We start from the raw sequence: 22,717 nt of genomic DNA, 5'->3' as shown, positions 1-22,717 counted from the left end.
TAACATCAGTTTACCCGGTCTCCTAGCATCGGTCGGAGAGCACTTGAACCTATGCCAAGGTCACATGCCCGCCCCCACCTCCAGAGTAACTCTGGCCACTATCTTATGCCGATATGTCCTACCGTCTTGGGTTGATGTTAGCTTTGTGCTAGATGGCGACACCACTCCCCCGGCAGCACCTCCCACAAATTCTGTGATCCCCTCCTGATTCAGTGCTCATTTTGCTCAACAACCAGAACCATTTGAGGTACGATTTCCGTACGGCACCCAAGCTCCGTACACCCCCCCCCCCACACAACAAGGAACTGTCATCTGATCACAGGTCAAAAGCAGCACTCTAGGGGCGACAGCAAATGCATTTACCGCCGTATGTAGCAGTATTTCTAATATTATAAAACATAACTTATTATTGAAATAGGACAAATTATATATGGAAAATGTTGTTTTAGTCGATGCAGTATTTAGAACATCTCGCGATCTACCTATGAACTATATCTCTCGCCCCCATGTAGATGATATTTTTATAAACTCTTTAGCAAAAGAAACTCATATTGTTATTCATGGTAGTTCAAAACAAGGTAAAACATCCCTACGAAAAAGGAACTTACTCGACACTGACTATATTTCAATTACTTGTAGTAATATATGGAGTATTTCAGATATCAATGAATCAATTTTAAAGTATGCTGGCTATACAATTATAACATCAGAGTCAAAAACAATTAAAGGTACCAATAAAGTTGGCCTATCTGTAGAGTTGGCTGGTGCAAAAATTGGTACTGATATTACCATCGAAGTCGCGAAACAGATCAACAGAAAGAACCTAGAATTAGATCTTGAAAATACAAATGATGTTATAAAAGCACTTAAAGAAATTGATTTTAAAAAGTTTATTGTCTTAGAAGATTTCCATTACCTGCCAATTGATACTCAAGTAGATTTTTCTATAGCATTAAAAGCATATCATGAAGAAAGTCATTTTTGTTTCATAATAATTGGTGTTTGGTTAGAAGATGACAGGTTAACAACCTATAATGGTGACTTGGCCGGTAGAATCGTTTCAATTAATGCTGACCTATGGCTAGATGAAAATTTTGATGAGTTATTTTCTGTTAGTGAGGCATTGCTAAATATTTCATTCTCCGAAAAATTTAAATTAAACGTCAAAGAAAAATGTAATGGAAGTATATTTCTAGTTCAGCAACTATGCATGAAAGTATGTGAAAGCCAAGATATATATAGAACTCAAGCTATAAATGTCGATGTTGCAGAGAATATTGACATAACCGCTGAAATAAAATCAGTACTAGATATGCATACCGGTAGATTTACAAAATTCCTTATGGATTTTAGCGCTGGATTTCAACCAACAGAACTAGAGCTATATAAATGGATCTTATTCACTTTAATTACTATTGATGAAAAATTCCTTATTGAGGGTTTGCCGATCCAAGCTATTCGGCGCCAAATAAATATTTCACACCCAAAAAGAAACGAAGTTTCATTAAAAAAATTATCTGGCGCACTAAATAAATCAGTTGACCTACAATTACAGAATCGCACTAAGCCAATTGTTTTCGAATATGATTTAACTCGGTCTAGACTTAAGGTTGTAGACAAGTCATTTCTACTGTGGAAGCAATTCCAAGACACGTCGGAGCTACTTGATTATATTGATATTAAAATGACCGAGCTTGAGCTAATGCAAGAATAGAAACGCCCTTTATTCTTTACCCATAACATTAGGTCTGTAAACCATATAATATACATACACCGGCCTCAGGCCGGTGTCTTCCTTCTCTTGAACAGCGCTTTAAAACTTGCGCCCCCGTTGCCCCGTTTCTTGGTAAAACTCCGAGTGGTGCTGAGTCTACTCTGAAACCGGCAGCTCCTTGAGCAGACTAATCCCGCCCCCCGTAATAGTCGCTCCTTGGCGCACCTTCTCAGCCAGCACCTGTTTCAGCTCCCAGGCCAATGAGTCGGCAGGGACTGCACGATCCCGCAGAAACACCCTCACCTCCGCCTCCATCTCACATACCCGTAGAGACACCTGGCGGCCAACTGGCGCAGCACGGGGGACAGGATTATTCCGCAGAATGACGCCCCTCACCTCCGCCGGCCGCGGCGCGAACTGTCGATCGGCATCCTCTCCGAGCTGCAGCACCGCCTCGCGGATCTGCTGAGCATTGAAGCCCTTAAGCAGACTCCCCCACGCCAGCGCTACGCCGCGGGCATTGCAGTCCAGCAGGTTGGAACTCGCAGGCCAGAGCCCGGCCATCAGCGGCAGCAGCTCCTCAGCCAAGAATACCGACATGCGAGCACTGACCTGCAGCGCGTCCCCTGGTGCACTCATGGAAGTTGTCTGGTTAGAGCGGGCTGCTGTCGTCATAGTCCCCCCTCCCCGACTCTCTCAGAGCTTGTGCGGCCTGCTGCGCAGCCTGGATGTTGGCCAATGGCTTGCGCTGTGCTGCTGTTCGGAACGAGCTGGCCGCCCGGCGTATCCAGTTACGCCAGGTCTTTTCCCAGTCCAGCTTGACGGCCTTGGCACCGGGCAGCGCCTGCCAGTAATCGGCGAACGTAGCCGCCTCCATCAGGATTCGCTCCCTGGGGAGCCCAGTCTCCTGGATAGCCCACCTCCCCCACTCACCTGGAAGCCTCCAGTCGTTCGGCAAACGGGTACCCCGTCGCGGGGTTTCACTTGCGGGTCGATTTTCCCCCTGGGGGGATACAGGGGGGATCTTTGGATCAATGACTGGTTCTAAAGAGTTACTGATTCTATGTGCATCTCCTGCACCACCCCCTAGTGCAGCTCCTGCACTACCCTGGTGAATCTCCTGCACCTCTGGATGTGCAGCTCCTGCACTATCCAAAGTCAGCACATAAACATTGGACCTCTTTCCTTTGGGACCGACTCGGGACTCCTTTGTCAGAAGCCCCACTTCACACAATGCATCGATATGGTTAATCACTGAGCGTCGGGATATCTCGCACTGATCTGCAATGTGTTGGTATGACGGCCAGCACTCACCGGTATCGCTGGCGTTATCCGCCAGCTTGATCAGCACGAGCTTTCGCAATGGGTTTCCCACTTTGATGCTCATGGCCTTGGCCATCAGTAGCATGCTCATGCCGCCACCCTCCCTTTCTTCTTATCCGCCCTCGCCTGCTGACGCTGCTTTTTCTGGACTAGCTTCGCCATGCGCTTGGCAACGCGCAGACACTCCGAGAACACAGCCCCCTTGCGGAAAGCTGGTGTCTTCTCGTAGTGGCTCACGGCCTCTTTGCAGGCCAGGTGGGTGGCCTCATCGGAAAATCCGTCAGCCAGTAGGAGCAGGCGTACATTGCGATCGATGAACTCTTTAGGATGCATACGCCACCTCCTGCTCGGTGTACTCGCAAGCGGGGCACTCATAAGCGTTATCGTCAGTGCCGGATCGCAGTTCACAGCCATACTGCGGGCAGTGATCGAGATCGTGTTGCAAGGGGTGTCCCCCATGGTCCATGGTTGGATTGGTCATTGGTCAGGTCCTGGTTCGAAACGCCCGCTGGTCAGGCGGGCAGATAGTGGTTATGCGCTGGGTTGGGCCTCTGCACGCTCAACTGTGCGGGTCTGCAGTTCGCGGGCCAGGCGCAGTGCCTGCCGATCGGTACCGGCAGCATGGGCCGTTGGTATCAGGGATGTATCCAGTTCAAGCGCCAGTTCGTGGATCACGGCCTTCAAGATGATGTTGTCGCGATCGCTGACGTGTTGTGATGCTGGGCGTGGCGGTCTGATTTGCGTGGTCACGGTGTTACCTCCCGAGAACGAAATTGATGAGTTTTTGCAGGGGGCGCAGCGGGCGCTCCTCGTTGTATGCCGCCTCATCCTCAGGGGTGAACTGCAGCAGGCCGCGCTCAGGCAGGCCGGATCCATCCAGAATTTCCTCGACAGTCACGGGTGGGTATCCCTGCTCAATGAGGTTCCGATTGGCCCGTTTGACGGCTCTCGCCAGGATCAGGGGTTCGTGCTGTGATATGGCTTTGAGCAAGATCAGCAGCGAGGTGCGAGCGAATGCGGTTTCGGTCATACCACACTCGGCACCGACTTCTTGCCATACTCGACGCTGAGCCGGGTTGCCGCGCACTCGCAGAGGGGAAAGGGTGCTCAGATTCTCATGATCTGGCTGTGCAATTCGTCCCATCGGGTTGGTCCTCTATTGGTAATGGTTCAGGCCGGTGGTCAGGCGGCTACCTTTGCGTCCTTGTCGGCATTGGTGTAGTCGTTAAATCCGAAATCAAGCACCCCATTACTTGCCCTGACAAACAGCGCAGCGGCTTTCGGGGATACAATTCCCCCGTTCTTTTTTCTCCAGTCGTTAAAGCAAACTCTGTTGTAACCGATGGCATTAGCGGCCTTTGCCGCACTGCCAAAAAATTTGATTGGCTCGTTGATGTGCATGGTTGGTCCTCTTGTTTGTACCAATCAATACTAGTAAGAACAAACTAACTAATCAACAAAAACAAATCTAACCACTGGCGGGGCATAATGGAGTATGTTTGTTGAATCTAACGAGATGGTTAAATCGATGTCTTCCTTTAACGAAAGACTCAAGCAACTGATGGAAGAGAAAGGCCTCAAGCCGGCAGACCTGGCGAGAAAGACAGGCCTATCTAAGCCAACGCTGAGCGCCATTCTCAACGGAGCCACCACCGACCCGAGGATCAGTAGCGTCCTTGGTATTGCAAGGGTGCTTGGTTGTGACCCGATATGGCTTTTTGTTGGCAAGGCCAGCGCCGAGTTTGCATCGAGCACAGAGATATCGCAGGTACCGATCTGGGATCTGGCAGCGCTTGAAGGCCAGCCCAGTGATGCGATCCCGCTTATCAATACCGGTCGCCACTTGGTTGTTGAGGATGGCGGACACCTGTGCGCAGTGGTTGCAGCCAACGATGATCTGGCTGGCAGCGGCATTCACAAAGGCGACTTCATTGTTATTGATATGACCCCGGAACAGCGCAAGCTTGAGTCTGAGGATATCGCGCTGGTTCGCCACAATGGCAAGGCTTTGCTGCTTAGAGCCAAGAGTGCACTGGATGGGATGAACCTTGTTGTGGATGATCCGCACTTCGGCTTCTTGAAGGCCAGCGAAGCAACAGTGCTCGGCAAGATGGTCGAACTGAGGCGGGCATAACCCACCACACCATAAGCAGATAGCCCGCCCATTGGCGGGCTTTTTCTTACCCGCAGATCGGAGTTCTGTGCGGCATTCGCTCATGAAGTTAAATTTTTCTTACCACCCCATTGCATTGTTAGTTATTCCTTCTTATTATGGGTTCGGTAAGTTTTGCCTAACGAGAGATTCGAAGCGTGAGGTAAAGCGAACCAAGACCGGTAACAGCAAGGGGCAGCGTGGAAGGCGGCCAATCGTGGTGAAGTTCTTGGTTAATGCCACACGAACGGTGAGAGCCCGGGCCGGAGACGTAACCGGCAACTTCGGAGATTCGGCAAGCGGTATGCCACCTCGTTTGGAATGAGGGCTTCACAGGCTCGATACCTGTATCTCCGACCAATTTAGACAACCAGCAATCAGGACCCAGCCCATACCAGGGCAAGCGCCTGACCAGCGCGTAAGAACGACAAAGCCCGCACGAGGCGGGCTTTGAAGGACCGGGTACCACCCGGTCGTAGAATGCCGGGGGACCAACCCCAGCAATCAGGACCTCGACCAGCCAAAGCCAGTGAGTATCAGCGAGGACCAACTCGCCAACAGGAGTAAATGTACCATGACCAAGAGCATTTTTTCCAGAGCCGCAAAACGCGCCGACCAGATCATTGCCAGTATCGCTGACCGACTGAACGGAAATGCCGCCCGCCGCCGCGCTATCAAGCAGCGCCTCCATGTGGCAATGCTGGCAACCGAACAGCACCATATCGTTGCCGCCCGAGCAGCCCTGTTGCGCACCACTGGCTTCACCAAGCACAGCGCCCTCCTCCACTGGCGCGCCGATTTCCACCGCCACTCAGTCTGATTTCTCGGGTCTCGCGCTTCCCTGATAGCGCCGTAGCCAAAGCCTCTTTTTCAAGCACCGCAAGGATGCTTTGGCTTCGCTCACGCCAAATTCGGCTGAGCTCGCTCTTTAACAGTCTGGAACCGGCTCACAACCACGAATCCCAATGCCGGTAGGGATGCGCCGATAACCCGTCAATTCGGAATGCGGCGTGTGAATGTGAACGGATCCCGGCTTACGAGCCGGTATCCCAAGGCGGCTCTAGTGGAGCTGGCAACACCATAGCGTCGAAGCTGTGGCCGCCTTCGGATAACCACCGAAAGGACCCCGACCATGACCACCGAAACCGCCGTGCTGGCCATTTTGGACAGCAAAGAGACTGAGGCCAACGCCAAAGCTGAGTGGATCGCCGAGTGGGTTGAGAACAACCGCCCACTCTTGCAGGCAGGCCTGCTTGAAACAGACCCGGCAACCTTATTGGGTGAGCTCGGCAGCGACCAGCACCGCCAATACAACCAAGCCATCTGGCTGATGATGCACGACGGCGAGCAGACGCCACTGATGCAGTTCATCCAGCAGGTGGTGGATGCTGGGCTGACTGACCTCGCCCATGACGCTTGGGGCTATCACCTCGCCGCCCTGCATGACGCCATGAGCGACGAGCAGTGGGAGCAATACCAAAAGAGGATCGCCGCATGAATGCAGCCGTTGATACCAGCCAAGCCGTTCCGCAGGGCCTAGTGCTTGGCCTCTCCAATGAGGAGTACCACTCGGGACCAGGGATCAGCAAATCCCAGCTCGACGACATTGCCGAGAGCCCAGCCACCTACATCTGGCGCAAAAGTGCGCCGGTTGACGAGGAAAAGCTCAAAGCGCTGGACATGGGTACCGCCCTGCACTGCCTGCTGCTGGAGCCGGAAGAGTTCAAGGATCGCTTCATTATCGCCCCTGAGTTCAACCGCCGCACCAACGCTGGCAAGGAAGAAGAACGGGAGTTTCTGGCCAACTGCGCCGAGCTGGGCAAGACCATTCTCTCCTTCGAGGATGACCGCAAGCTGCAGCTGATGCGCGAAAGCGTGTTTGCCCACCCTGATGCCCGCTGGCTGTTGGAGCAGGACGGCATCTGTGAGGGATCGCTCTACTGGACTGACCGGGAGACAGAAGAGCTCTGCCGCTGCCGCCCAGACAAGAAGCTCAGCAACTTCCCCATCCTCGCCGACGTGAAGAAGGTGGACGACATGGCCCGCTTCGAGCGCCACGTTGAGGAGTTCCGCTACCACGTCCAGGACGCCATGTATTCCGATGGCTTTCGCGAGATTTACGGCGAATTGCCTGACTTCATCTTTCTGGCGGTCAGCTCATCCATTGAGTGTGGCCGCTACCCGGTACGGGTTCGCCCGCTGGAGTCTGAGTGGAAAGAGTCAGGCAAAGACCTCTACCGCCGTGACCTGCAGAAATTCCACGAGTGCCGCGTCAACAACGACTGGCACGACCTGATACCACTTACCCGCCCGGCATGGGCAAGGAGAGCAGCATGAGCAACATCACCAGTATCAAGCAGCAGGCGGTCGAGAACTTCACCGCCCAGTTCCCTATCCTCGTCCAGCGCGGCATTGACGAGCCGACCTGGAACGCCCTGTGTAACACCATCTACCCTGGCGCCAACCCAGACTCGGTTGTCATGGCCATCGACTACTGCAAGGCCCGAGGCCTGGACATCCTGCTCAAACCCGTCCACCTCGTCCCCATGCAGGTCACCGATGCCCGCACCAAGGAAAAAGTATGGCGGGATGTGCCGATGCCCGGGATCGGCATGTACCGGATCCAGGCTGACCGCTCCGGCAACTACGCCGGCGCCGACGAGCCCGTGTTCGGACCAGATGTGACCGAGGAGTTCCAAGACCCCTACAACCAGAACGCCAAGATCAAGGTCACCTACCCTCAGTGGTGCAAGTACACCGTCTACAAGATGGTGAATGGGCAGCGGGTGGCCTTCCATGCCCTGGAGCGCTGGAAGGAAAACTACGCTGCCCAGAGCAGCAAGACTGAATGCCCCAACGCCATGTGGCGTAAGCGCCCCTATGCCCAACTCGCCAAGTGCACTGAGGCGCAATCCCTGCGCAAGGCATGGCCAGAGATAGGCAGTGAGCCCACCGCAGAGGAGATGGAGGGTAAGGAAATCATCATCAACGAGATCCCTAGCGCCCAGCCGCCCCTGAGCGTTCCCTCCAAGAGTCGAGCCTTGGATGCAATGCGCGGCCAGCACACCGCTCCGGTCACCCTAGACCACGAGCAGGCTGCCGAGCATGAAGCGTCCGCCCAAATTGACCACGCCAACGCCTACGCCGACCACTGTGCAGCCATCGAGGGGGCCAGTGATACGGCTGAGTGGCAGCAGGCCTATACCAGCGCCTGGGCATGGGCCAGCGAGACCGGCGATCACGCCATCATCAGCGGCATCAAGCAGATCGCCGGAGAGCGCAAGCGCCAAATTGACCAGCCGCAAGCATAGCCACCACTTCAACCAATCCAGCCCGCCAACCAGCGGGCTTTTTTATTGAGTAAGGACCCCCCCATGACCGAACAAGCCAAGACTGACACAGCCCAGACCCAGCTGGTTGTCATCGAACCCAGCGCCGCCGTCACCCTGTTCACCGAAGGGGATGGTATTGACGCCATGCTGGCCGACATTCGCAAGCAGGCTGCAAGCCTGGTGCCTGATGTGACCACCACCAAGGGGCGCAAGGAGATCGCCAGCGTCGCCTATGCAGTGGCCAAGACCAAAACCTATTTGGATGGCCTCGGCAAGGACTTGACTGCCAAATACAAGGAAATCCCCGCCCGCATCGACGCCAATCGCAAGCTGATCCGCGACACCTTGGATGCCCTGAAAGACGAAGTGCGCGCCCCACTCACCCAGTTTGAAGCAGCAGAAGCTGCCCGGGTTGCCACCCTGCAAGCACGGCTGACTCGCCTCAATGAGCTGGGGGCATCTGCCAGTGTCGAAATCGCAGCCGCAAACCTGCAGGCCATGCTGCAGGAGGTCGAGCAGACCGCACTGGACGATAGCTGGCAGGAGCTGCTGCCCCAGGCGACCGTGGCCAAGGAACTGGCCACCAAGCGCCTTGGTGAGACGCTGGACGAAGCTGAGCAGGCTGAGCTGGAGGAGCTACGCAAGAAGCAAGCTGAGCAGGACCGCATCGATCGCGAACGGCTGATAGCAGAACAAGCAGCAGAGCAGGCTCGCCTTCAGGAAGAGAATCGCCAGCGCCTGGAACGTGAGGCAGCTCAGCACCGCGAGCAGGAGGCACAGCGCCAAGCCCAGGTAGCCCGTGAGCGTGAAGAGCAGGCCCGGCGCGATGCCGAAACCGCCGAGCTGGCCCGCCGGCAGGCTGAGGCCAACGCCAAGCGCCAAGCCGAAGAGGCCGCCGCCCGCGCCACCGAGATAGAGCGCCAGCGCATCGAGCAAGAACAGCGCCAAAACGCTGCAGAAAATGCCCGCAGAGTGGCTGATCGCGAGCACTGCGGCCGGATCCACAGCTCCATTTTGATGGACCTGATGGGCCTGGGTATTGAAGAGGATAAAGCAATCAATCTCATCAAGCTCATCGCCAGCCACAAGATCGCCAACCTAGCCATCAACTACTGATCACCCTGAAAGCCTCCAACGGGGCCCTTCAATTCCAGAGGACCAACCATGACCGACACTATCGACGTCACCCCGACCATCGACCCTAGCAATACCACCGTTCAAGCCATGTTCGGGGCTGTGATCCAGCAGAAGATCCAGAGCGGAGCGCTGGAGCAGGCGCTTAGCAAATACGCCGACAAGCTCATCGACGACTGCGCCCAGGATGTCCTGCGAAGCTATGGCGACGTTGGCAAAGCAGTAAAAGAGGCGCTTACCAAGGCCATCATGCCGAGCATCGACAGCATTGCCGACTTCCCCAGCTATCACGACTTCGTGACCAAGCGCCTGCGCATGGCAGCATCTGAGTTCTATGACCAGCGGTTGGCTGAGGTGCTGGACAAGGAAATCAGCGAGATAATGAGCGAGTTGCCGGAGGAAATCACCTTGTCATGGGTGATCGACGCAGTTCGCAAATCAATCACCGGTTATGGCGAAGGTGAGCACATGGGCGAGGAGATGACGCTCATCATCGAAGACTCATCCTATGGCTATCGTCACATCTACATCGGCAAAGAAGCGGATATGAACAAATTCCGCTGCGAGTATCAGCTCGACCTCGATAAAGAGGGTTGCATTTACTCCATGAAAATCGACGAGGATGACGTTAAAGCCAAGAAGTGCGTTGGCCCATTCTACGGTGCTGAGCGCAAGCTAATGGCCGCCTACGCTATGAAGGCTAAGGTAAACCTGGATCAGGGGGAATACCCGCACAACTACGACCTCGTTATTGAAAGCTGCGACGACTAACTGACCAAAGCCCGGCACTTGCTGGGCTTTCGCTTTACAACAGGACCCAGAACATGACCACCGAGCTGAACCCCAGCGAGGCAACCAGCCTCGCCCTGAATACACTCACCAGCCAGATCCGCAACATCCTCCTGATGCCGGACGGCCCGGCCAAGGCCGCCATCGGCAGCTTTGAATCACTGCTCACCGCCAACCTGACCATGATCAGCGAAGCCGCCAACGCCCACATAGACGAGTTCAACGGGCTGATCGACCAACTGGAAGCCCGGGATAGCGAGCTGAATACCCAGGCCGCCCTGGTCGGCGACCTGCGCCACCAGGTTGCCGAAGCAGAGCTGCGCATCGCTGACGCACAGAAAGAAGGCACCACCGAGCTGGAAGCAAAAGATGCTGAGCTCTACAAGCTGCAACGCGCCCTGAACGACGTTCAGACCAAATACTGCGCCCTGCAATACACCAGCCGCCAGCTCGAGCGCCAGCTGACCGACCTTAACGCCATGGACCCGGCCGGCATGAAGCGCCGCATCAAGGAGAAGAACGAGCTTCTGGAAGAGCAGCGCACAGCGATCGCCAAGCACAAGAGCAACGAGGCAGCCTACCGCGCGGAAGTGTTAAAGCTGGAGCGCCGCATCAAGGAACTGCTGGGCGCCATCAACGAACAGGATCGTGAGCTGGAGCGCCGTCACACCGTCATCATGGAGCTGGAGAGCGCCCGCGCCGCCAAGCTGGTCTGGCACAAACACCTCGCCAACACCTACAAGGGCGAGGATGGCACGCTCTGGAACGTCTACCTGGTGGATCACGGTCTGAAATCCAACCTCCCCTACCTCATCAACGACCTCAACTGGAAGCTGCACGCAATGAAGTCCGATGGCTCCGGCTGCTCAGTCATGCTGAGCCAGTGGATGAATCCCATCTACCCGACGCTCTATGGTGCCGGGGTCCCTGACGAAATGACACGGGACATCTTCGCCTTCATGCAGGAGGCCCTGGAGCAGAGTCACCCCCACCTGCAGCCCCGCACCGAATGGGCCAAGACGGTCAGCATTCACGAATGCGGCCTGCCGCCGCGCACCATCAAGCTGCTGATCGATGCCGGGATCGACACCCTCTACAAGGTGATGAGCCACCAGGGAAACAAGTTGGACAAGGTCAGGGGGATCGGCGAGAAGCTGATCGGCCAGATCGTCTACGCCTGCGAGCTCAAGGTGAAACTGTGGGAGGAGCAGTTCGCCGCCAGCCAGCAGCCTGAACAGCAAAAGGAGGCGGCATGAGCCTCTACCGCCACAGCGGCATGGTGCAAGACCGCAAGACGAAACAGCTACTCCAGCAACGCCAGCAAAAACGCGACGAGATAGAGCGCCGCCAGCTTGCCAGTCAACTCGGCATCGACCCCAAGGAGGTGTGCTGATGGCCATCCTGATTGATAGCGGTACTCCTGCCAGCGACAAGAACTTCTGGGCCACCACCTGGGAGTGCTTTGCCGATGCGCAGGTGCTCTACGGTCGAAACTTCGAGTGCGATGTCGCCGCCGAGCCGCTCACTGCCAAGTGCAGCCGTTACTTCACCAGCCACCTGCTGCTGGATAAGTTGCTGGACTACCGCACCAGTGATGATGTTCGCGCCCAGATGCGCGAGGCAGAGCTGGCTGGCACGGTCTGTATGGGTATCGACAGTCTCAACCTTGACTGGCCCGAACACTGGTGGTGCAACCCGCCGTTCGACCTGAAACCCGAGTTCATCACGCAGGCCCGCCAGCAGCAAGCCAATGGCAGGCCCGGGATGATGCTGCTGCCATATGAGCCACTAACTACATGGTGGCGCCGCTTGCTGGCCGAGGGCGTGCTCATCTACGAACCGGACGGCCGCTATCAGTTCTACGAGCGCGACGGCAAGACCAGAAAGAGCGGAGCGAACTTCGGTTGCGCTCTGATTGCATTCCCCACGATGAAGGCGGGCGCATCCCCTCGCATCCCCTTTATCCGTGGGTGTGGCGCCAGACAGGCAGCCTGATACCCACCAGATACTCACCGCCTCAATCACAGATTCTGTTGATAAGTCGAGGAACCCCATGAAAGCCACTGAAAACCCCTACTGCGGCGCAGTAGTCATCGGGTTGGGCGTAGTCATGCCCCATCCCAAGCAGCCCGACAAGTTCGTCCTGCCCGGCGGTATTACCTGCGATCGGCAAACAGCCGAAGAGGCAGCCCGAAAACTTCACGACCTGCAGGCAAAGAAAGCCCGCATCTAACCCACCAAAGGACCCGACCATGTGGTTTAAAAACCTTCAAGTTTACCGTTTCACCCGCCCGTTCGAGTTGACCGCCGAACAGTTGGAAAGCCAGCTGGAAACCCTCGCCTTCACCCCCTGCGGCAGCCAGGACATGTCTCGCTTCGGCTGGACCCGGCCGCTCGGCAAGCTCGGTTCAACCCTGACCCATTCCGCCGACGGCCAGATCCTCATCTGCGCCCGCAAGGAGGAGAAGATCATTCCGCCAGCCGTCATCAAAGAGGAGCTGGCAGAGAAAATTGAAGCGATCGAGTGCGAGCAGGGCCGCGCCCTCAAGAAGAAAGAAAAGGAGGCACTCAAAGAGGAGTTGCTGCACACCCTGCTTCCTCGCGCATTCAGCCGCACCGCCAACACCTTCGCCTGGATCAACGCTGCCGACGGCCTGCTGATGGTCGATGCCTCATCGGCTAAGAAGGCTGACGACGTGCTGGCCCTGCTTCGCAAGTCCATCGGCAGCCTGCCGGTGGTGCCGGTGGCGCTCAAGAACCCGCCCGAGATCACCATGACCGAGTGGCTGAGCGAGGGCAATCTGCCCGCCGCCTTCGCGCTGGAAGATGAAGCCGAGCTGCGCAGTGCCATGGAACACGGCGGCATCATTCGCTGCAAGCAGCAGGATCTGATGACGGATGAAATCAAGAACCATCTGGCCAATGACAAGCTGGTGACCAAGCTGGCCCTCAACTGGGGCGAGACCCTGAGCTTCGTGCTGGGGGACGACCTCTCCATCAAGCGCCTGAAATTCAGCGAAGAGCTGCGCGAGCAGAACGACGACGTCACCAGTGAGGATCCTGCTGCCCGTCTGGATGCGGACTTCGCCCTGGTGACCGCCGAGCTGGCCCAGTTCATCCCAGCCCTGTTTGCCGCCTTGGGTGGCGAGGAGGCACAGCTATGAGCAAATCAGCAGCACGCATGCAGCTTGGATTCTCTCCATTGAGCAAGACCATTCAGCTGGCAAAGATGCGGGACGTAAATGGCGGTCGCCTGCGCGTTGGTAACGACCAAGGGCGAGATGTCACGAACGAGGCGGCCCAGATGGTGTGGCAACTCGTCATGGCAGAGGGCGGCGAAATAGCGTGGAACCTGGATGATGGCAGCCAGATGGTGCTGAAAGCTGGAAAGGTTGAACCAAAAGCAGTATGTACAACTGAGCCTCAAGGAGGTGAGTCGTGCGCTACCGCGAGCCCATCATCCAGCCCGGACTGACCCGGGAAGAAGCCACCGATGCGCGGGAGCGCTACCTGCGCATCAACCCCGGCGCCCGAGTCACCATCGACAGCCAGCCAGATAACCCCCAGCTCAAGACCCTGATAGCCCACCTCCCCGTACTGCCGTTCCGGCAAGCCATGGATCCCGGTTTCATCGGTTACCGGGGGTGGCGATGCTGACTGACCCCAACAAGCAGGCCGCCCTTGAGCAGGCCCTGCACCAGATAGCCCAACTCCAGGCCAGCCAACCAGCTGGCCTTTCTGTTTCCACGGCAGATCCCCGCACCGGCTTTCGCTGCAAGAGCATTGAGCGCGAGCGCCCACGCGACGTGTACCGGGCCCAGTGCCCCTACGTCGGGATCTCGATCAGCATGAAGGATGTGAAATAACGATGAAAATCAATCTCAAAGGAAGCCGAACGCAAGTAACGATCAATGGCAGAGTATTCACCGGGCGCAGCGTGTCCATCGACAATGGCAAGGTGATAGTGGATGGCAAGGAGCAGGACGGCCAGCTGGTCGGCCCCGTATCGGTCACCGTCAACGGCGATGTCGAAGTGGTGGATAACCCAACTGGCACAGTATCGGTAAGCGGCTCGGTTGGCACGGTCAAAACGATGTCCGGAGATGTGCACTGTAAGGATGTGTCAGGCTCGGTCTCTACCATGTCCGGAGATGTCACCTGCGGCACCATTGGCGGCTCCGCATCAACCATGTCTGGCGATATCAACCGCCGCTAACCCATCAAGCCCCGGCCAGTCCGGGGCTTTCTTTTGGAGATGTCCATGAATATTGATTTGGATAAGCTGCTGGAGCTGGCTGGCAGGGCCACGCCAGCGACATGGAGCACAGACGGGCACACCTGCGTTAACGGTGATCATGGCCTGCTCGCAGACACCTGCTTTGCAAACGATGCGGCATTCATCGCCGCCGCCAACCCTTCCGTAATCACCGAGATGGTGAACATGGTTAAGGACTCCACCCAGGCCTGCATCGCCGACGTTCAGGCCGAACCCGAGTTTCCCGGCGAAGCTCCACCCGAGCTGATGAAGTACATCCGCCAGTGCATTGAGACGAAGGATGAGCAGCACCTTCTCCATATGATGCGCATGGCCGTGACTATCACCAAAAAGGGGATTCAGGAGCGTATTGCAGCCCGCACCGGGATCGCCATTGAAGGTATCTTTGGTCAGGTGGTACGTGACCGGTGCAGCTGCGGTGAGCCCATCAGCGTCGAGCTCAACTGCCCGCGCCGCACCAGCAGAACCGACAAAAAGCGCCCCTTCTACCCAGGCCAGGGACTTCCAGAAGGGCTGGATCCGCAACGCTACAGCGAGCACGGCTCCAGCGTGTTCCGCTGCCACAAATGCGGCGAACCGGTTGATAAGACAGTGCCATCTGCGAAGTACGAAAAGGTGGAATGAATAATGGCAAAAATCTATATAGCTGGGCCGATGACTGGCCTGCCCAACTTCAACCGCGATGCCTTTAATGCCGAGGCGCAGCGCCTGCTTGGCCTGGGGCATGTTGCACTCAACTCGGCGATCATGACATCAGTCCTTCATAAGGAAACTGCGTGACAAAGCAACAGGCAGCCGGGATTGCAATCCTGACCCTCAATGTGCTGGCCGCCATCGTGGTGGCCGATCTGTTTGTGAAGGGGTGAGCGAATGCCTCGAGTTGTGATTGATGGTATCGAGTACGCACCAAGGGCTGAGATTCCCCCACTGGCAGAAGATACGATCATTAAAGCCCTCAAAGAGCTGGTGAGTCTCCACTACTTCGGTGATTGGCATAAGGCTAGGGGCAGGGTTTTTAACGCCATCGAGTACTTGTCGCCAGAACTGGCCGAGCTGGTATCTAGTGACCCACTGGCCGCTTATGAGCGCCTATCGCCACCAGATGAGTAGGGCGAATAACGGCCCTTCCTTCAATCCAATTGGCGCCCCATCCTCAAGGACAGGAGGGCCACGCCATGCAACAACTTCAACTGACCATCGACCAGGACAGCCAGCTACTTAACGACCTAGTCAGCACAGTGCGCTCCCCCACCCTTTCCCGATCGGCCAAGCTCGCCGAGATCGGTCGCATCCTGGCACACTTCGATCTGCCTATCGAAGCACCCAGGGTAACCGGCCAGCTCTGGAGCGCAACCGAACTGGGCAAAGAGTTGGGGGTCAGCGCCCAGGCCATCGGCAGGTTAGCCAACCAGCACCAACTCAAACGCCCGGCGTTCGGGGAATACCGCCTTGACCAAGCGGTGAGTAGCAGGAAACAAGTCGAATGCTTCCTCTACAACCGAGCGGGCCGGGATGAAATCACCAGATTGACGAGGACCAACGAGCATGAAAAACCAGCTAGTCGTAAGCGATCAGGAGATCGAGCAGCTTACGGGGTACAAGCTACCATCGAAACAATGCAAGGCGCTGGAGAAAGCCGGGATCCGGTTCCTGCGCCGCCCTGATGGCCGCCCATCCACCACGCGAGAGTGGCTGACCGGTAGCGCAAGCCATCACCCTGCAAACAATGATCGCGATAACGGCTTTAACCTTGAGGCGCTTTCCTGATGGCAAGGACAAGATCCAACCCAGCAGACAACTGGTTACCACCACGTTGTTACATCAAGGGTCCTAGCATAGTGTTCCGCCCCGTAGGGGGCGGTTCAATCAAGGTGTGCGCAGCCACAGTAAAGCAGTCAGAAGTCTGGGCCGCATACGAAAAACTGATTGACCAGCGAGTGGCCACGCACACAGTGGCTGCCATGATCGACGAGTTCTTCCTATCTGCAGATTTTGCCGATCTAGCAAAGAACACCAAACTGGACTATCGAAAGCACAGCAAGCCGGTGCTACTGGTATTCGGAAAAATGGCGGCCGACGCTGTAGAGCCGAAGCATGTCAGGGCATACCTGGACAAACGAGGACTCAAGAGCAGGGTGCAGGCAAATAGAGAGAAGGCTTTTTTATCCCGGGCGTATCGCTGGGCATATGAACGAGGGCGGGTAAAAATCAACCCATGCCAAGGAGTAAGACAGTTCAAAGAGAAAGCGCGAACCCGCTACATCACAGACACGGAATACCAAGCTGTTTACAACCTTGCCTCACCCATGATCCAGATCGCTATGGAACTCTCTTACCTCTGCGTGGCGCGCAAGGGGGACGTTCTTGTCATGCGCTGGGAGCATGTACTTGATGATGGAGTGTTTATTCAGCAAGGGAAAACAGCAGTCAGGCAGATAAAGATGTGGTCACCCAGGCTCAAGACGGCCATTGAAGCAGCCGGCAAGCTGGCGAAACACAGTATTGCAGGGTTCGTATTGTCTAAGCCGGATGGGCAGGCTTATACCAGCAATGGGTTTGATGCTGCTTGGCGCAATACAATGCTGCGGGCAAGAGAGATAACAAAGATGCCGCTCGACTTCACCTTCCACGACATCAAGGCGAAAGCAATTTCAGATCTGGGTGGTTCAAGTCGGGATAAGCAGCAGATAAGCGGACACAAAACAGAGGGGCAAGTGCAGGTGTATGACAGGTCTATCAAGCGCGTGCCTACGGTGGAAACAGCCAGAAAAAAAGTGGCTGATATTCCCTCGGCATATTCCCCCGATATTCCCCAAGGGGTTAAGGGTGGGAGTGGAAGCTAGGTAAGTCTTTGATTTAAATGGTGCCCGAGGCCGGAATCGAACCGGCACGACGCGAACGTCGAGGGATTTTAAATCCCTTGTGTCTACCGATTTCACCACTCGGGCACCGCAACCGGTATCAAGTCCGCGTGGCGGGCTTGTCTATATGGAGGCACGTTCCGGAGTCGAACCGGACTAAACGGATTTGCAATCCGCTGCATAACCGCTTTGCTAACGCGCCATGTAAAAGAGAGTTGGCTCTCTATTGTCTGAATTTGGAGCGGGAAACGAGACTCGAACTCGCGACCCCGACCTTGGCAAGGTCGTGCTCTACCAACTGAGCTATTCCCGCATTGGTCTGGCTGACTGCCTGACTACGAGGACGCATTCTAGCGATGTTCCTCGCCCAGTCAACCAAAAATGTTTAATACCCTGATCGTTCGGGTGTTTTTTACCCTTTCACTGCACTTTTACCACTCATGATCGTTTCCCTGCCCCAACGACGGGGAAACGATGCTTTATGCCAGGCAGACACTAGAAGCGGGAGTGGTAGGTCAGATCGCCCCAGGCGGCCTTCATGTACTGGAACATGGACCAGAAGGTAAGCACAGTGGCCACATAAAGCAGCACGTAGGCGAGCCATACCATCCAGATGTCGTACTGCCAGATGAGGCCGGTGAGCGACACCATCTGGATCATGGTCTTCCACTTGCCAATCCAGCTGACAGCCACCGAGGAGCGTTTGCCGAGCTCGGCCATCCATTCACGCAGGGCGGAGATGATGATCTCGCGGCCAATCATGGTCATGGCGGGGATGGTGACCCAGATGGTGTTGTAGTGTTCGACAATGACCACCAGCGCCGCCGCCACCATGATCTTGTCGGCGACCGGATCGAGGAAAGCGCCGAAGGCGGTGGACTGGTTCAGCTTGCGGGCAAGGTAGCCATCAAACCAGTCGGTCGCAGCCGCCAGAATGAAGACGAGGGCTGCCGCCAGATAGGACCACTGATAGGGTACATAGAACAGGATGACGAAGACGGGGATGAGCAAGATCCGAAAAAACGTCAGCAGGTTAGGAATATTTGTCATTATTTTCAGCCACTTCTTGTATGCCGCTACATGGTAGCCCCAAGCCGATCACGGATGCAACCGGACTGGCGCCCGCCTTGGTCTATTAATCCATCAACAACCTCAGGATGCGGGCCATTATGGCATTTGCGGGCCCCCTGCGTCACGGCTCTTGTGCATCCCGAGGCGGGATTGCGGCCACGATTCAGAGCTAATTGGATGAGCTGGGTTGAATGCCGAGTGCTCTGAGCCCAGCCCCCCGGCTCAGAGCGAGTGCAGGGCATCATGAATGGACTGGGCCAGCTCCTGGCTGATGCCGGGTACCTTGGCCAGCTCATCCACCCCGGCCTTTTTCACCTCCTGCAGCCCGCCCAGATACTTGAGCAGTGCCTGACGACGCTTGGGCCCCACCCCCGGAATATCCTCCAGAGTACTGGTGGTGCGGGCCTTGGCTCGTCTGGCTCGGTGGCCCGTGATGGCAAAACGGTGAGATTCATCGCGAATATGCTGAATAAGGTGCAAAGCGGGCATATCTGCCGGCAAGTGCAGCTCTTCGTGGCTCTCCCCCATGATCAGAGTCTCCAGCCCCGCCTTGCGAGTCACCCCCTTGGCGATGCCCACCAGCAGCGGGTATTTGCCGCCGAGGAACTCCAGCTGACGGGCCAGGATCTCCTCGGCGCGGCGCAATTGGCCGAGGCCACCGTCGATAAACAGCACGTCCGGCACCTTGTCCGGCTCCTGCAGCTTGCCAAAGCGCCGCTCCAGCACCTGCTCCATGGCGGCGTAGTCATCCCCCCCCGTGATGCCGTCGATATTGAAACGGCGGTATTCCGAAGAGAGCGGCCCCTCCCGGTTGAACACCACGCAGGACGCCACGGTGCGCTCCCCCATGGTGTGGGAGATGTCGTAACACTCCATGCGGGCGATGGGATGCTCCAGCTCCAGCAGCTCCTCCAGCTGGCTGAAGCGGGCCGTGGTGGTGCTCTTGTGGGCGAGGCGCGAACGCAGCGCCGTCTGCGCATTGATGGAGGCAAGCTTGATGAAGCGGGCCCGCTCGGCGCGGGTACGGCTCACCACCCGCACCTTGTAACCGGCGGTCTGGCTCAGGGTCTCGGCAATCACGCTCTCGTCCTCGAGGGCTACGTCCAGCAACACCTCGCTCGGGATCTGCCTGCCCCCCTGCCCCGACAGATAGAACTGCAGCAGGAAGGATTGCACCACCTCCTCGAGGGGCGTATCGCTCGGCACCTTGGGGAAATAGCTACGCGAGCCGAGCACCTTGCCCTGACGAATGAAGAGCACATGGATACAGGCCGCGCCTTGCTCAAATGCCACCCCCACCACATCCAGTTCATCGAGCACGTTGCCACTCACCGACTGCTGCTCGGTCACCCGGCGCAGCGCCTGGATCTGATCCCGGTAGCGAGCCGCATCCTCGAAGCGCAGATCGCCGCTGGCGGACTCCATCTTGCCCACCAGCTCCCCTATCACCTGCTGATTTTTGCCCGCCAGAAACAGCTTGGCCAGCTCCACCTGCTGGGCATATTCCGCCTCGCTCACCAGCCCCGCCACGCAAGGGCCAGCGCAGCGTTTGAGCTGATAGAGCAGGCAGGGACGGGTGCGGTTGGCATAGACAGCATCCTCACACTGGCGCACCGGGAAGATCTTCTGCATCAAATGCAGGCTTTCGCGCACGGCGCCGCCCGATGGGTAAGGGCCGAAGTACTCCCCCTTCACCTTGCGGGCACCGCGATGGACGCCGATGCGGGGGTGCTGGTGCCCTGTGATAATGATCCAGGGGTAGGATTTATCGTCCCGCAGCAGCACGTTGTAGCGCGGCTGGTACTGCTTGATGAGGTTGTGCTCGAGGATCAGCGCCTCTGTCTCCGTGTGGGTCACCATCACCTGGATATCGGCGATCTGGCGTACCAGGGTGTGGGTCTTGATGCTGTCGACCCGGGTGCGAAAGTAGGAGGCGAGCCGTTTTTTCAGATCCTTGGCCTTGCCCACATAGATGACGGTGCCACCGCTGTCATACATGCGGTAGACACCGCTCTGGTGAGTCACGGCACTCAGAAAGGCCTTGCTGTCAAAAAGGGGCTCGGGAGAAAGGGTCATCAGCTACTCGGCTCAACACAAAGGGGCGAAAACGATAGAGATCAACATCAACGGGGAGAGCATACTGCGCCAGGCCAGCGACATGCAAAAAGGCGGCACCCGCCGCCTTTTTGACTCCCCGCCACCCGCTTACAGGGTGTCGGCGTCCAGCATGCCATAGCGAATGGCCAGATGGGTCAGCTCCACATCACCGTTGATGTTGAGTTTGCTGAACAGGCGGTAACGGTAGCTGTTGACCGTCTTCGGGCTCAGGTTCAGCTGCTCGGAGATGTCGGTCACCTTCTGGCCCTTGGTGATCATCATCATGATCTGCAGCTCGCGCTCGGAAAGGGACTTGAAGGGATTTTCATCCGCCGACGCAAACTGGCTGAGGGCCATCTGCTGGGCGATCTCCGGGGAGATGTAACGCTGGCCCGAGTGCACCAAGCGAATGGCGTGGATCATCTCGTCCGGGGCGGCGCCCTTGGTGAGATAACCGGCGGCACCCGCCTGCATCACCTTGGTGGGAAAGGGATTTTCTGAATGAATGGTCAGCACTATGATGCGCACATCGGGCCGGATCCGCAGTATCTTGCGGGTCGCCTCCAGGCCGCCGATGCCCGGCATGTTCATGTCCATCAGGATCACGTCTGGATGGTGCTGACGACAGAAGGTAACTGCAGCTTCCCCGCTCTGCACCTCGCCCACCACCTTAATCCCGCGGACATCTTCCAAAATGCGTCTTATCCCTGTACGCACCAACTCATGATCATCGACCAGGAATACATTTATCACCCAAACACCCCGTTTTTTATCTCGTTATATGCCAGTTAGGGTTAACACGGCGTCTTGCATCATAACCAAACTCGCTGGTTTGGCAAACCATGGGCGGGAAAAGTTTGAAAGTGCTCATAAATGACGTTTGTAATCAAATAATTATGTAAGGATTCAACACAAAAAACGGCGCCCGCAGGCACCGTTCAGAGTCACATCGGTGGTGCTGGCATCAGTTCGCCAGCAGCGCACGCACCTTGTCCAGATCGGCCTGGGTATCCACCCCAACCGGCGGTGCTTGCAGCGCCTGGGCCACGTGGATCTTCTCCCCGTACCAGAGCACCCGCAGCTGCTCCAGCGCCTCAACCTGCTCCAGCACGCTCGGTGCCCAGTCCACATAGCGCTGGATAAATCCGGCGCGATAGGCGTAGATGCCGATATGACGCTGATAGTGGCCGCCAATCTGCTCGTGGCGCCCAACAGCGCGATCACTGGCAGCAAAGCGATCCCTGTCCCAGGGAATGCAAGCGCGACTGAAGTAGAGGGCGTAACCATCCTTGTCAGTCACGACCTTGACCGCGTTGGGATTGAACGCCTCCTCCACATCCACGATGGGCACCGAGAGGGTAGCCATGGGCGCCGTCGCAGCGGCCAGGTTATCGGCCACCTGACGTATGATGGCTGGCGGAATGAGCGGCTCATCCCCCTGCACATTGACGATGATGGTATCGCTGGCAAAGCCGTAGTGGCGGCACACTTCCGCCAGACGCTCAGTGCCGGACTGGTGATCCTGCGAGGTCATGCACACCTCAAAGCCTGCGAGCGCGGCGCAGGAGGCCAGCGCGCTGCGTACCCGCTCGTCATCGGTGGCGACGATCACCCGATCCGCACCGGATTGCAGGGCCTTTTCCACCACGTGCTGCACCATGGGCTTGCCATGGATGTCGGCCAGCGGCTTGCCCGGCAAGCGGGTGGAGGCGTAGCGGGCAGGAATGATCACCACGAAACTCATGACGGCATCTCGTCGCTATTAAGATGACGGGCGCGATTCTCCAGCAGCACAGGGATCCCCTCCTCCAGCGGATAGGCCAGCTTGTCGAAACGGCAGACCAGCTCGTGTACGGCCTTGTTGTAGTGCAGCTTTCCCTTGCAAACCGGGCAGGCGATGATGTCGAGCAATTTGATATCCAGTGCCAAAACGAAACTCCTTCAACGATGTCGAGCAAGCGACTATCT

General features: G+C 56.8%; 34 protein-coding genes, 4 tRNA genes and 1 pseudogene. 23 read left to right on the top strand and 16 right to left on the bottom strand.

All coding sequences use genetic code 11. The features are described 5' to 3' along the window. Positions 1-430: 430 nt before the first annotated feature. Positions 431-1,714, top strand: coding sequence for a hypothetical protein (locus BN1129_RS11345; protein ID WP_042036573.1), 1,284 nt, complete (start codon positions 431-433; stop codon positions 1,712-1,714). 156 nt (positions 1,715-1,870) lie between these two features. Here BN1129_RS11345 and BN1129_RS11340 read toward each other — a convergent pair whose 3' ends face one another. From BN1129_RS11340 to BN1129_RS11315, 8 genes and pseudogenes are all read right to left on the bottom strand, one after another. Continuing rightward, positions 1,871-2,353, bottom strand: coding sequence for a hypothetical protein (locus tag BN1129_RS11340; protein WP_042036644.1), 483 nt, complete (start codon positions 2,351-2,353; stop codon positions 1,871-1,873). A gap of 13 nt (positions 2,354-2,366) precedes the next feature. Beyond that, positions 2,367-2,591: a hypothetical protein gene (locus BN1129_RS24210; RefSeq protein WP_244463053.1), complete on the bottom strand. Its 225-nt coding sequence runs from the start codon at positions 2,589-2,591 to the stop codon at positions 2,367-2,369. A gap of 348 nt (positions 2,592-2,939) precedes the next feature. Next, positions 2,940-3,101, bottom strand: a pseudogene (locus BN1129_RS24205) (helix-turn-helix domain-containing protein); the annotation flags it as partial. 23 nt (positions 3,102-3,124) lie between these two features. Next, positions 3,125-3,370, bottom strand: coding sequence for a hypothetical protein (locus BN1129_RS11330; RefSeq protein WP_042036570.1), 246 nt, complete (start codon positions 3,368-3,370; stop codon positions 3,125-3,127). Beyond that, complete coding sequence (locus tag BN1129_RS23820; RefSeq protein ID WP_167335277.1) at positions 3,360-3,518, bottom strand: hypothetical protein; 159 nt, start codon at positions 3,516-3,518, stop codon at positions 3,360-3,362. The genes BN1129_RS11330 and BN1129_RS23820 overlap by 11 nt, the downstream gene beginning before the upstream one ends. 50 nt (positions 3,519-3,568) lie before the next feature. Then, positions 3,569-3,787: a hypothetical protein gene (locus BN1129_RS11325; RefSeq protein WP_042036569.1), complete on the bottom strand. Its 219-nt coding sequence runs from the start codon at positions 3,785-3,787 to the stop codon at positions 3,569-3,571. A 4-nt stretch (positions 3,788-3,791) separates the two neighbouring features. Then, a complete protein-coding gene (locus BN1129_RS11320) occupies positions 3,792-4,067 on the bottom strand; it encodes a hypothetical protein (protein ID WP_244463047.1) in 276 nt (91 codons plus the stop codon). Between the two features lie 152 nt (positions 4,068-4,219). Next, positions 4,220-4,438: a hypothetical protein gene (locus tag BN1129_RS11315; RefSeq protein WP_042036565.1), complete on the bottom strand. Its 219-nt coding sequence runs from the start codon at positions 4,436-4,438 to the stop codon at positions 4,220-4,222. Positions 4,439-4,532: 94 nt separating this feature from the next. Here BN1129_RS11315 and BN1129_RS11310 point away from each other — a divergent pair, with 94 nt between their 5' ends. The 22 genes from BN1129_RS11310 (at position 4,533) to BN1129_RS11210 (ending at position 17,563) form a co-directional block, all read left to right on the top strand. After that, a complete protein-coding gene (locus BN1129_RS11310) occupies positions 4,533-5,171 on the top strand; it encodes a helix-turn-helix domain-containing protein (RefSeq protein ID WP_052449338.1) in 639 nt (212 codons plus the stop codon). Positions 5,172-5,474: 303 nt separating this feature from the next. Next, positions 5,475-5,549: transfer RNA gene (locus BN1129_RS11305), tRNA-Pro, on the top strand. A gap of 214 nt (positions 5,550-5,763) precedes the next feature. Beyond that, complete coding sequence (locus tag BN1129_RS11300; RefSeq protein WP_042036564.1) at positions 5,764-6,009, top strand: hypothetical protein; 246 nt, start codon at positions 5,764-5,766, stop codon at positions 6,007-6,009. 312 nt (positions 6,010-6,321) lie between these two features. Further along, positions 6,322-6,687, top strand: a complete 366-nt coding sequence (locus BN1129_RS11295) for a hypothetical protein (RefSeq protein ID WP_042036563.1) — start codon at positions 6,322-6,324, stop codon at positions 6,685-6,687. Next, positions 6,684-7,526, top strand: coding sequence for a PD-(D/E)XK nuclease-like domain-containing protein (locus BN1129_RS11290; protein ID WP_042036560.1), 843 nt, complete (start codon positions 6,684-6,686; stop codon positions 7,524-7,526). The genes BN1129_RS11295 and BN1129_RS11290 overlap by 4 nt, the downstream gene beginning before the upstream one ends. After that, the gene (gene bet, locus BN1129_RS21835) at positions 7,523-8,500 is read left to right on the top strand and encodes a phage recombination protein Bet (protein WP_052449337.1); all 978 of its coding nucleotides are present in this window, start codon (positions 7,523-7,525) and stop codon (positions 8,498-8,500) included. Before BN1129_RS11290 ends, bet begins: the two co-directional genes overlap by 4 nt. A 63-nt stretch (positions 8,501-8,563) precedes the next feature. Further along, positions 8,564-9,637, top strand: a complete 1,074-nt coding sequence (locus tag BN1129_RS11280) for a coiled-coil domain-containing protein (RefSeq protein ID WP_042036558.1) — start codon at positions 8,564-8,566, stop codon at positions 9,635-9,637. A gap of 48 nt (positions 9,638-9,685) precedes the next feature. Continuing rightward, positions 9,686-10,426, top strand: a complete 741-nt coding sequence (locus BN1129_RS11275) for a hypothetical protein (RefSeq protein WP_042036555.1) — start codon at positions 9,686-9,688, stop codon at positions 10,424-10,426. Positions 10,427-10,479: 53 nt separating this feature from the next. Continuing rightward, positions 10,480-11,700, top strand: coding sequence for a hypothetical protein (locus BN1129_RS11270; RefSeq protein WP_042036554.1), 1,221 nt, complete (start codon positions 10,480-10,482; stop codon positions 11,698-11,700). Next, positions 11,697-11,837, top strand: a complete 141-nt coding sequence (locus tag BN1129_RS23815; RefSeq protein WP_167335276.1) for a hypothetical protein — start codon at positions 11,697-11,699, stop codon at positions 11,835-11,837. The genes BN1129_RS11270 and BN1129_RS23815 overlap by 4 nt, the downstream gene beginning before the upstream one ends. Continuing rightward, positions 11,837-12,439, top strand: coding sequence for a DNA N-6-adenine-methyltransferase (locus tag BN1129_RS11265; RefSeq protein ID WP_042036552.1), 603 nt, complete (start codon positions 11,837-11,839; stop codon positions 12,437-12,439). The genes BN1129_RS23815 and BN1129_RS11265 overlap by 1 nt, the downstream gene beginning before the upstream one ends. Before the next feature lie 58 nt (positions 12,440-12,497). Beyond that, positions 12,498-12,677: a hypothetical protein gene (locus BN1129_RS11260; protein ID WP_042036550.1), complete on the top strand. Its 180-nt coding sequence runs from the start codon at positions 12,498-12,500 to the stop codon at positions 12,675-12,677. A gap of 19 nt (positions 12,678-12,696) precedes the next feature. Next, complete coding sequence (rdgC, locus tag BN1129_RS11255) at positions 12,697-13,608, top strand: recombination-associated protein RdgC (RefSeq protein ID WP_042036549.1); 912 nt, start codon at positions 12,697-12,699, stop codon at positions 13,606-13,608. Further along, entirely contained in the window at positions 13,605-13,919 is a 315-nt protein-coding gene (locus tag BN1129_RS11250) for a DUF7446 family protein (protein ID WP_209418507.1), read from the top strand. Before rdgC ends, BN1129_RS11250 begins: the two co-directional genes overlap by 4 nt. Next, a complete protein-coding gene (locus tag BN1129_RS11245) occupies positions 13,883-14,101 on the top strand; it encodes a hypothetical protein (protein WP_042036547.1) in 219 nt (72 codons plus the stop codon). The genes BN1129_RS11250 and BN1129_RS11245 overlap by 37 nt, the downstream gene beginning before the upstream one ends. Next, positions 14,095-14,310: a hypothetical protein gene (locus tag BN1129_RS11240; protein ID WP_042036545.1), complete on the top strand. Its 216-nt coding sequence runs from the start codon at positions 14,095-14,097 to the stop codon at positions 14,308-14,310. The genes BN1129_RS11245 and BN1129_RS11240 overlap by 7 nt, the downstream gene beginning before the upstream one ends. 2 nt (positions 14,311-14,312) lie before the next feature. Then, positions 14,313-14,660: a hypothetical protein gene (locus BN1129_RS11235; protein WP_042036543.1), complete on the top strand. Its 348-nt coding sequence runs from the start codon at positions 14,313-14,315 to the stop codon at positions 14,658-14,660. Positions 14,661-14,705: 45 nt separating this feature from the next. Further along, the gene (locus BN1129_RS11230) at positions 14,706-15,344 is read left to right on the top strand and encodes a hypothetical protein (RefSeq protein ID WP_042036541.1); all 639 of its coding nucleotides are present in this window, start codon (positions 14,706-14,708) and stop codon (positions 15,342-15,344) included. 3 nt (positions 15,345-15,347) lie between these two features. After that, positions 15,348-15,500, top strand: a complete 153-nt coding sequence (locus tag BN1129_RS11225) for a DUF4406 domain-containing protein (protein WP_244463046.1) — start codon at positions 15,348-15,350, stop codon at positions 15,498-15,500. A gap of 395 nt (positions 15,501-15,895) precedes the next feature. Next, on the top strand, positions 15,896-16,384 hold the full coding sequence (locus BN1129_RS11215; protein WP_244463045.1) for a hypothetical protein: 489 nt from the start codon (positions 15,896-15,898) through the stop codon (positions 16,382-16,384). Next, complete coding sequence (locus BN1129_RS24585) at positions 16,299-16,487, top strand: DUF4224 domain-containing protein (protein WP_422614006.1); 189 nt, start codon at positions 16,299-16,301, stop codon at positions 16,485-16,487. The genes BN1129_RS11215 and BN1129_RS24585 overlap by 86 nt, the downstream gene beginning before the upstream one ends. A 194-nt stretch (positions 16,488-16,681) precedes the next feature. Then, positions 16,682-17,563 (top strand): tyrosine-type recombinase/integrase, encoded by an 882-nt coding sequence (locus BN1129_RS11210; RefSeq protein ID WP_209418506.1) that lies wholly within the window; start codon positions 16,682-16,684, stop codon positions 17,561-17,563. Between the two features lie 18 nt (positions 17,564-17,581). On the opposite strand, the gene BN1129_RS11205 is transcribed toward BN1129_RS11210, so the two are convergent. The 8 genes from BN1129_RS11205 to BN1129_RS11170 all read right to left on the bottom strand — a co-directional run bounded on the left by BN1129_RS11205 (position 17,582) and on the right by BN1129_RS11170 (position 22,678). Then, a tRNA-Leu gene (locus BN1129_RS11205) sits at positions 17,582-17,668 on the bottom strand. A gap of 41 nt (positions 17,669-17,709) precedes the next feature. Beyond that, positions 17,710-17,783: transfer RNA gene (locus tag BN1129_RS11200), tRNA-Cys, on the bottom strand. 35 nt (positions 17,784-17,818) lie between these two features. Continuing rightward, positions 17,819-17,894, bottom strand: a tRNA-Gly gene (locus BN1129_RS11195). Between the two features lie 182 nt (positions 17,895-18,076). Continuing rightward, positions 18,077-18,631 (bottom strand): CDP-diacylglycerol--glycerol-3-phosphate 3-phosphatidyltransferase, encoded by a 555-nt coding sequence (gene pgsA / locus BN1129_RS11190; protein WP_042036538.1) that lies wholly within the window; start codon positions 18,629-18,631, stop codon positions 18,077-18,079. A gap of 243 nt (positions 18,632-18,874) precedes the next feature. Beyond that, entirely contained in the window at positions 18,875-20,728 is a 1,854-nt protein-coding gene (gene uvrC, locus BN1129_RS11185) for an excinuclease ABC subunit UvrC (protein ID WP_042036536.1), read from the bottom strand. 129 nt (positions 20,729-20,857) lie between these two features. Beyond that, the gene (gene uvrY / locus BN1129_RS11180; protein ID WP_042036535.1) at positions 20,858-21,502 is read right to left on the bottom strand and encodes a UvrY/SirA/GacA family response regulator transcription factor; all 645 of its coding nucleotides are present in this window, start codon (positions 21,500-21,502) and stop codon (positions 20,858-20,860) included. Positions 21,503-21,713: 211 nt separating this feature from the next. Next, entirely contained in the window at positions 21,714-22,493 is a 780-nt protein-coding gene (kdsB, locus tag BN1129_RS11175) for a 3-deoxy-manno-octulosonate cytidylyltransferase (RefSeq protein WP_042036533.1), read from the bottom strand. Beyond that, positions 22,490-22,678 (bottom strand): Trm112 family protein, encoded by a 189-nt coding sequence (locus tag BN1129_RS11170; protein ID WP_042036532.1) that lies wholly within the window; start codon positions 22,676-22,678, stop codon positions 22,490-22,492. Before BN1129_RS11170 ends, kdsB begins: the two co-directional genes overlap by 4 nt. Between the last annotated feature and the right edge of the window lie 39 nt (positions 22,679-22,717).

The organism is Aeromonas popoffii, assembly GCF_000820025.1.
Lineage (GTDB): Bacteria > Pseudomonadota > Gammaproteobacteria > Enterobacterales > Aeromonadaceae > Aeromonas > Aeromonas popoffii.
The sequence above is the reverse complement of the archived record's forward strand: the minus strand, read 5'-3'. Positions and strand labels throughout refer to the sequence as shown.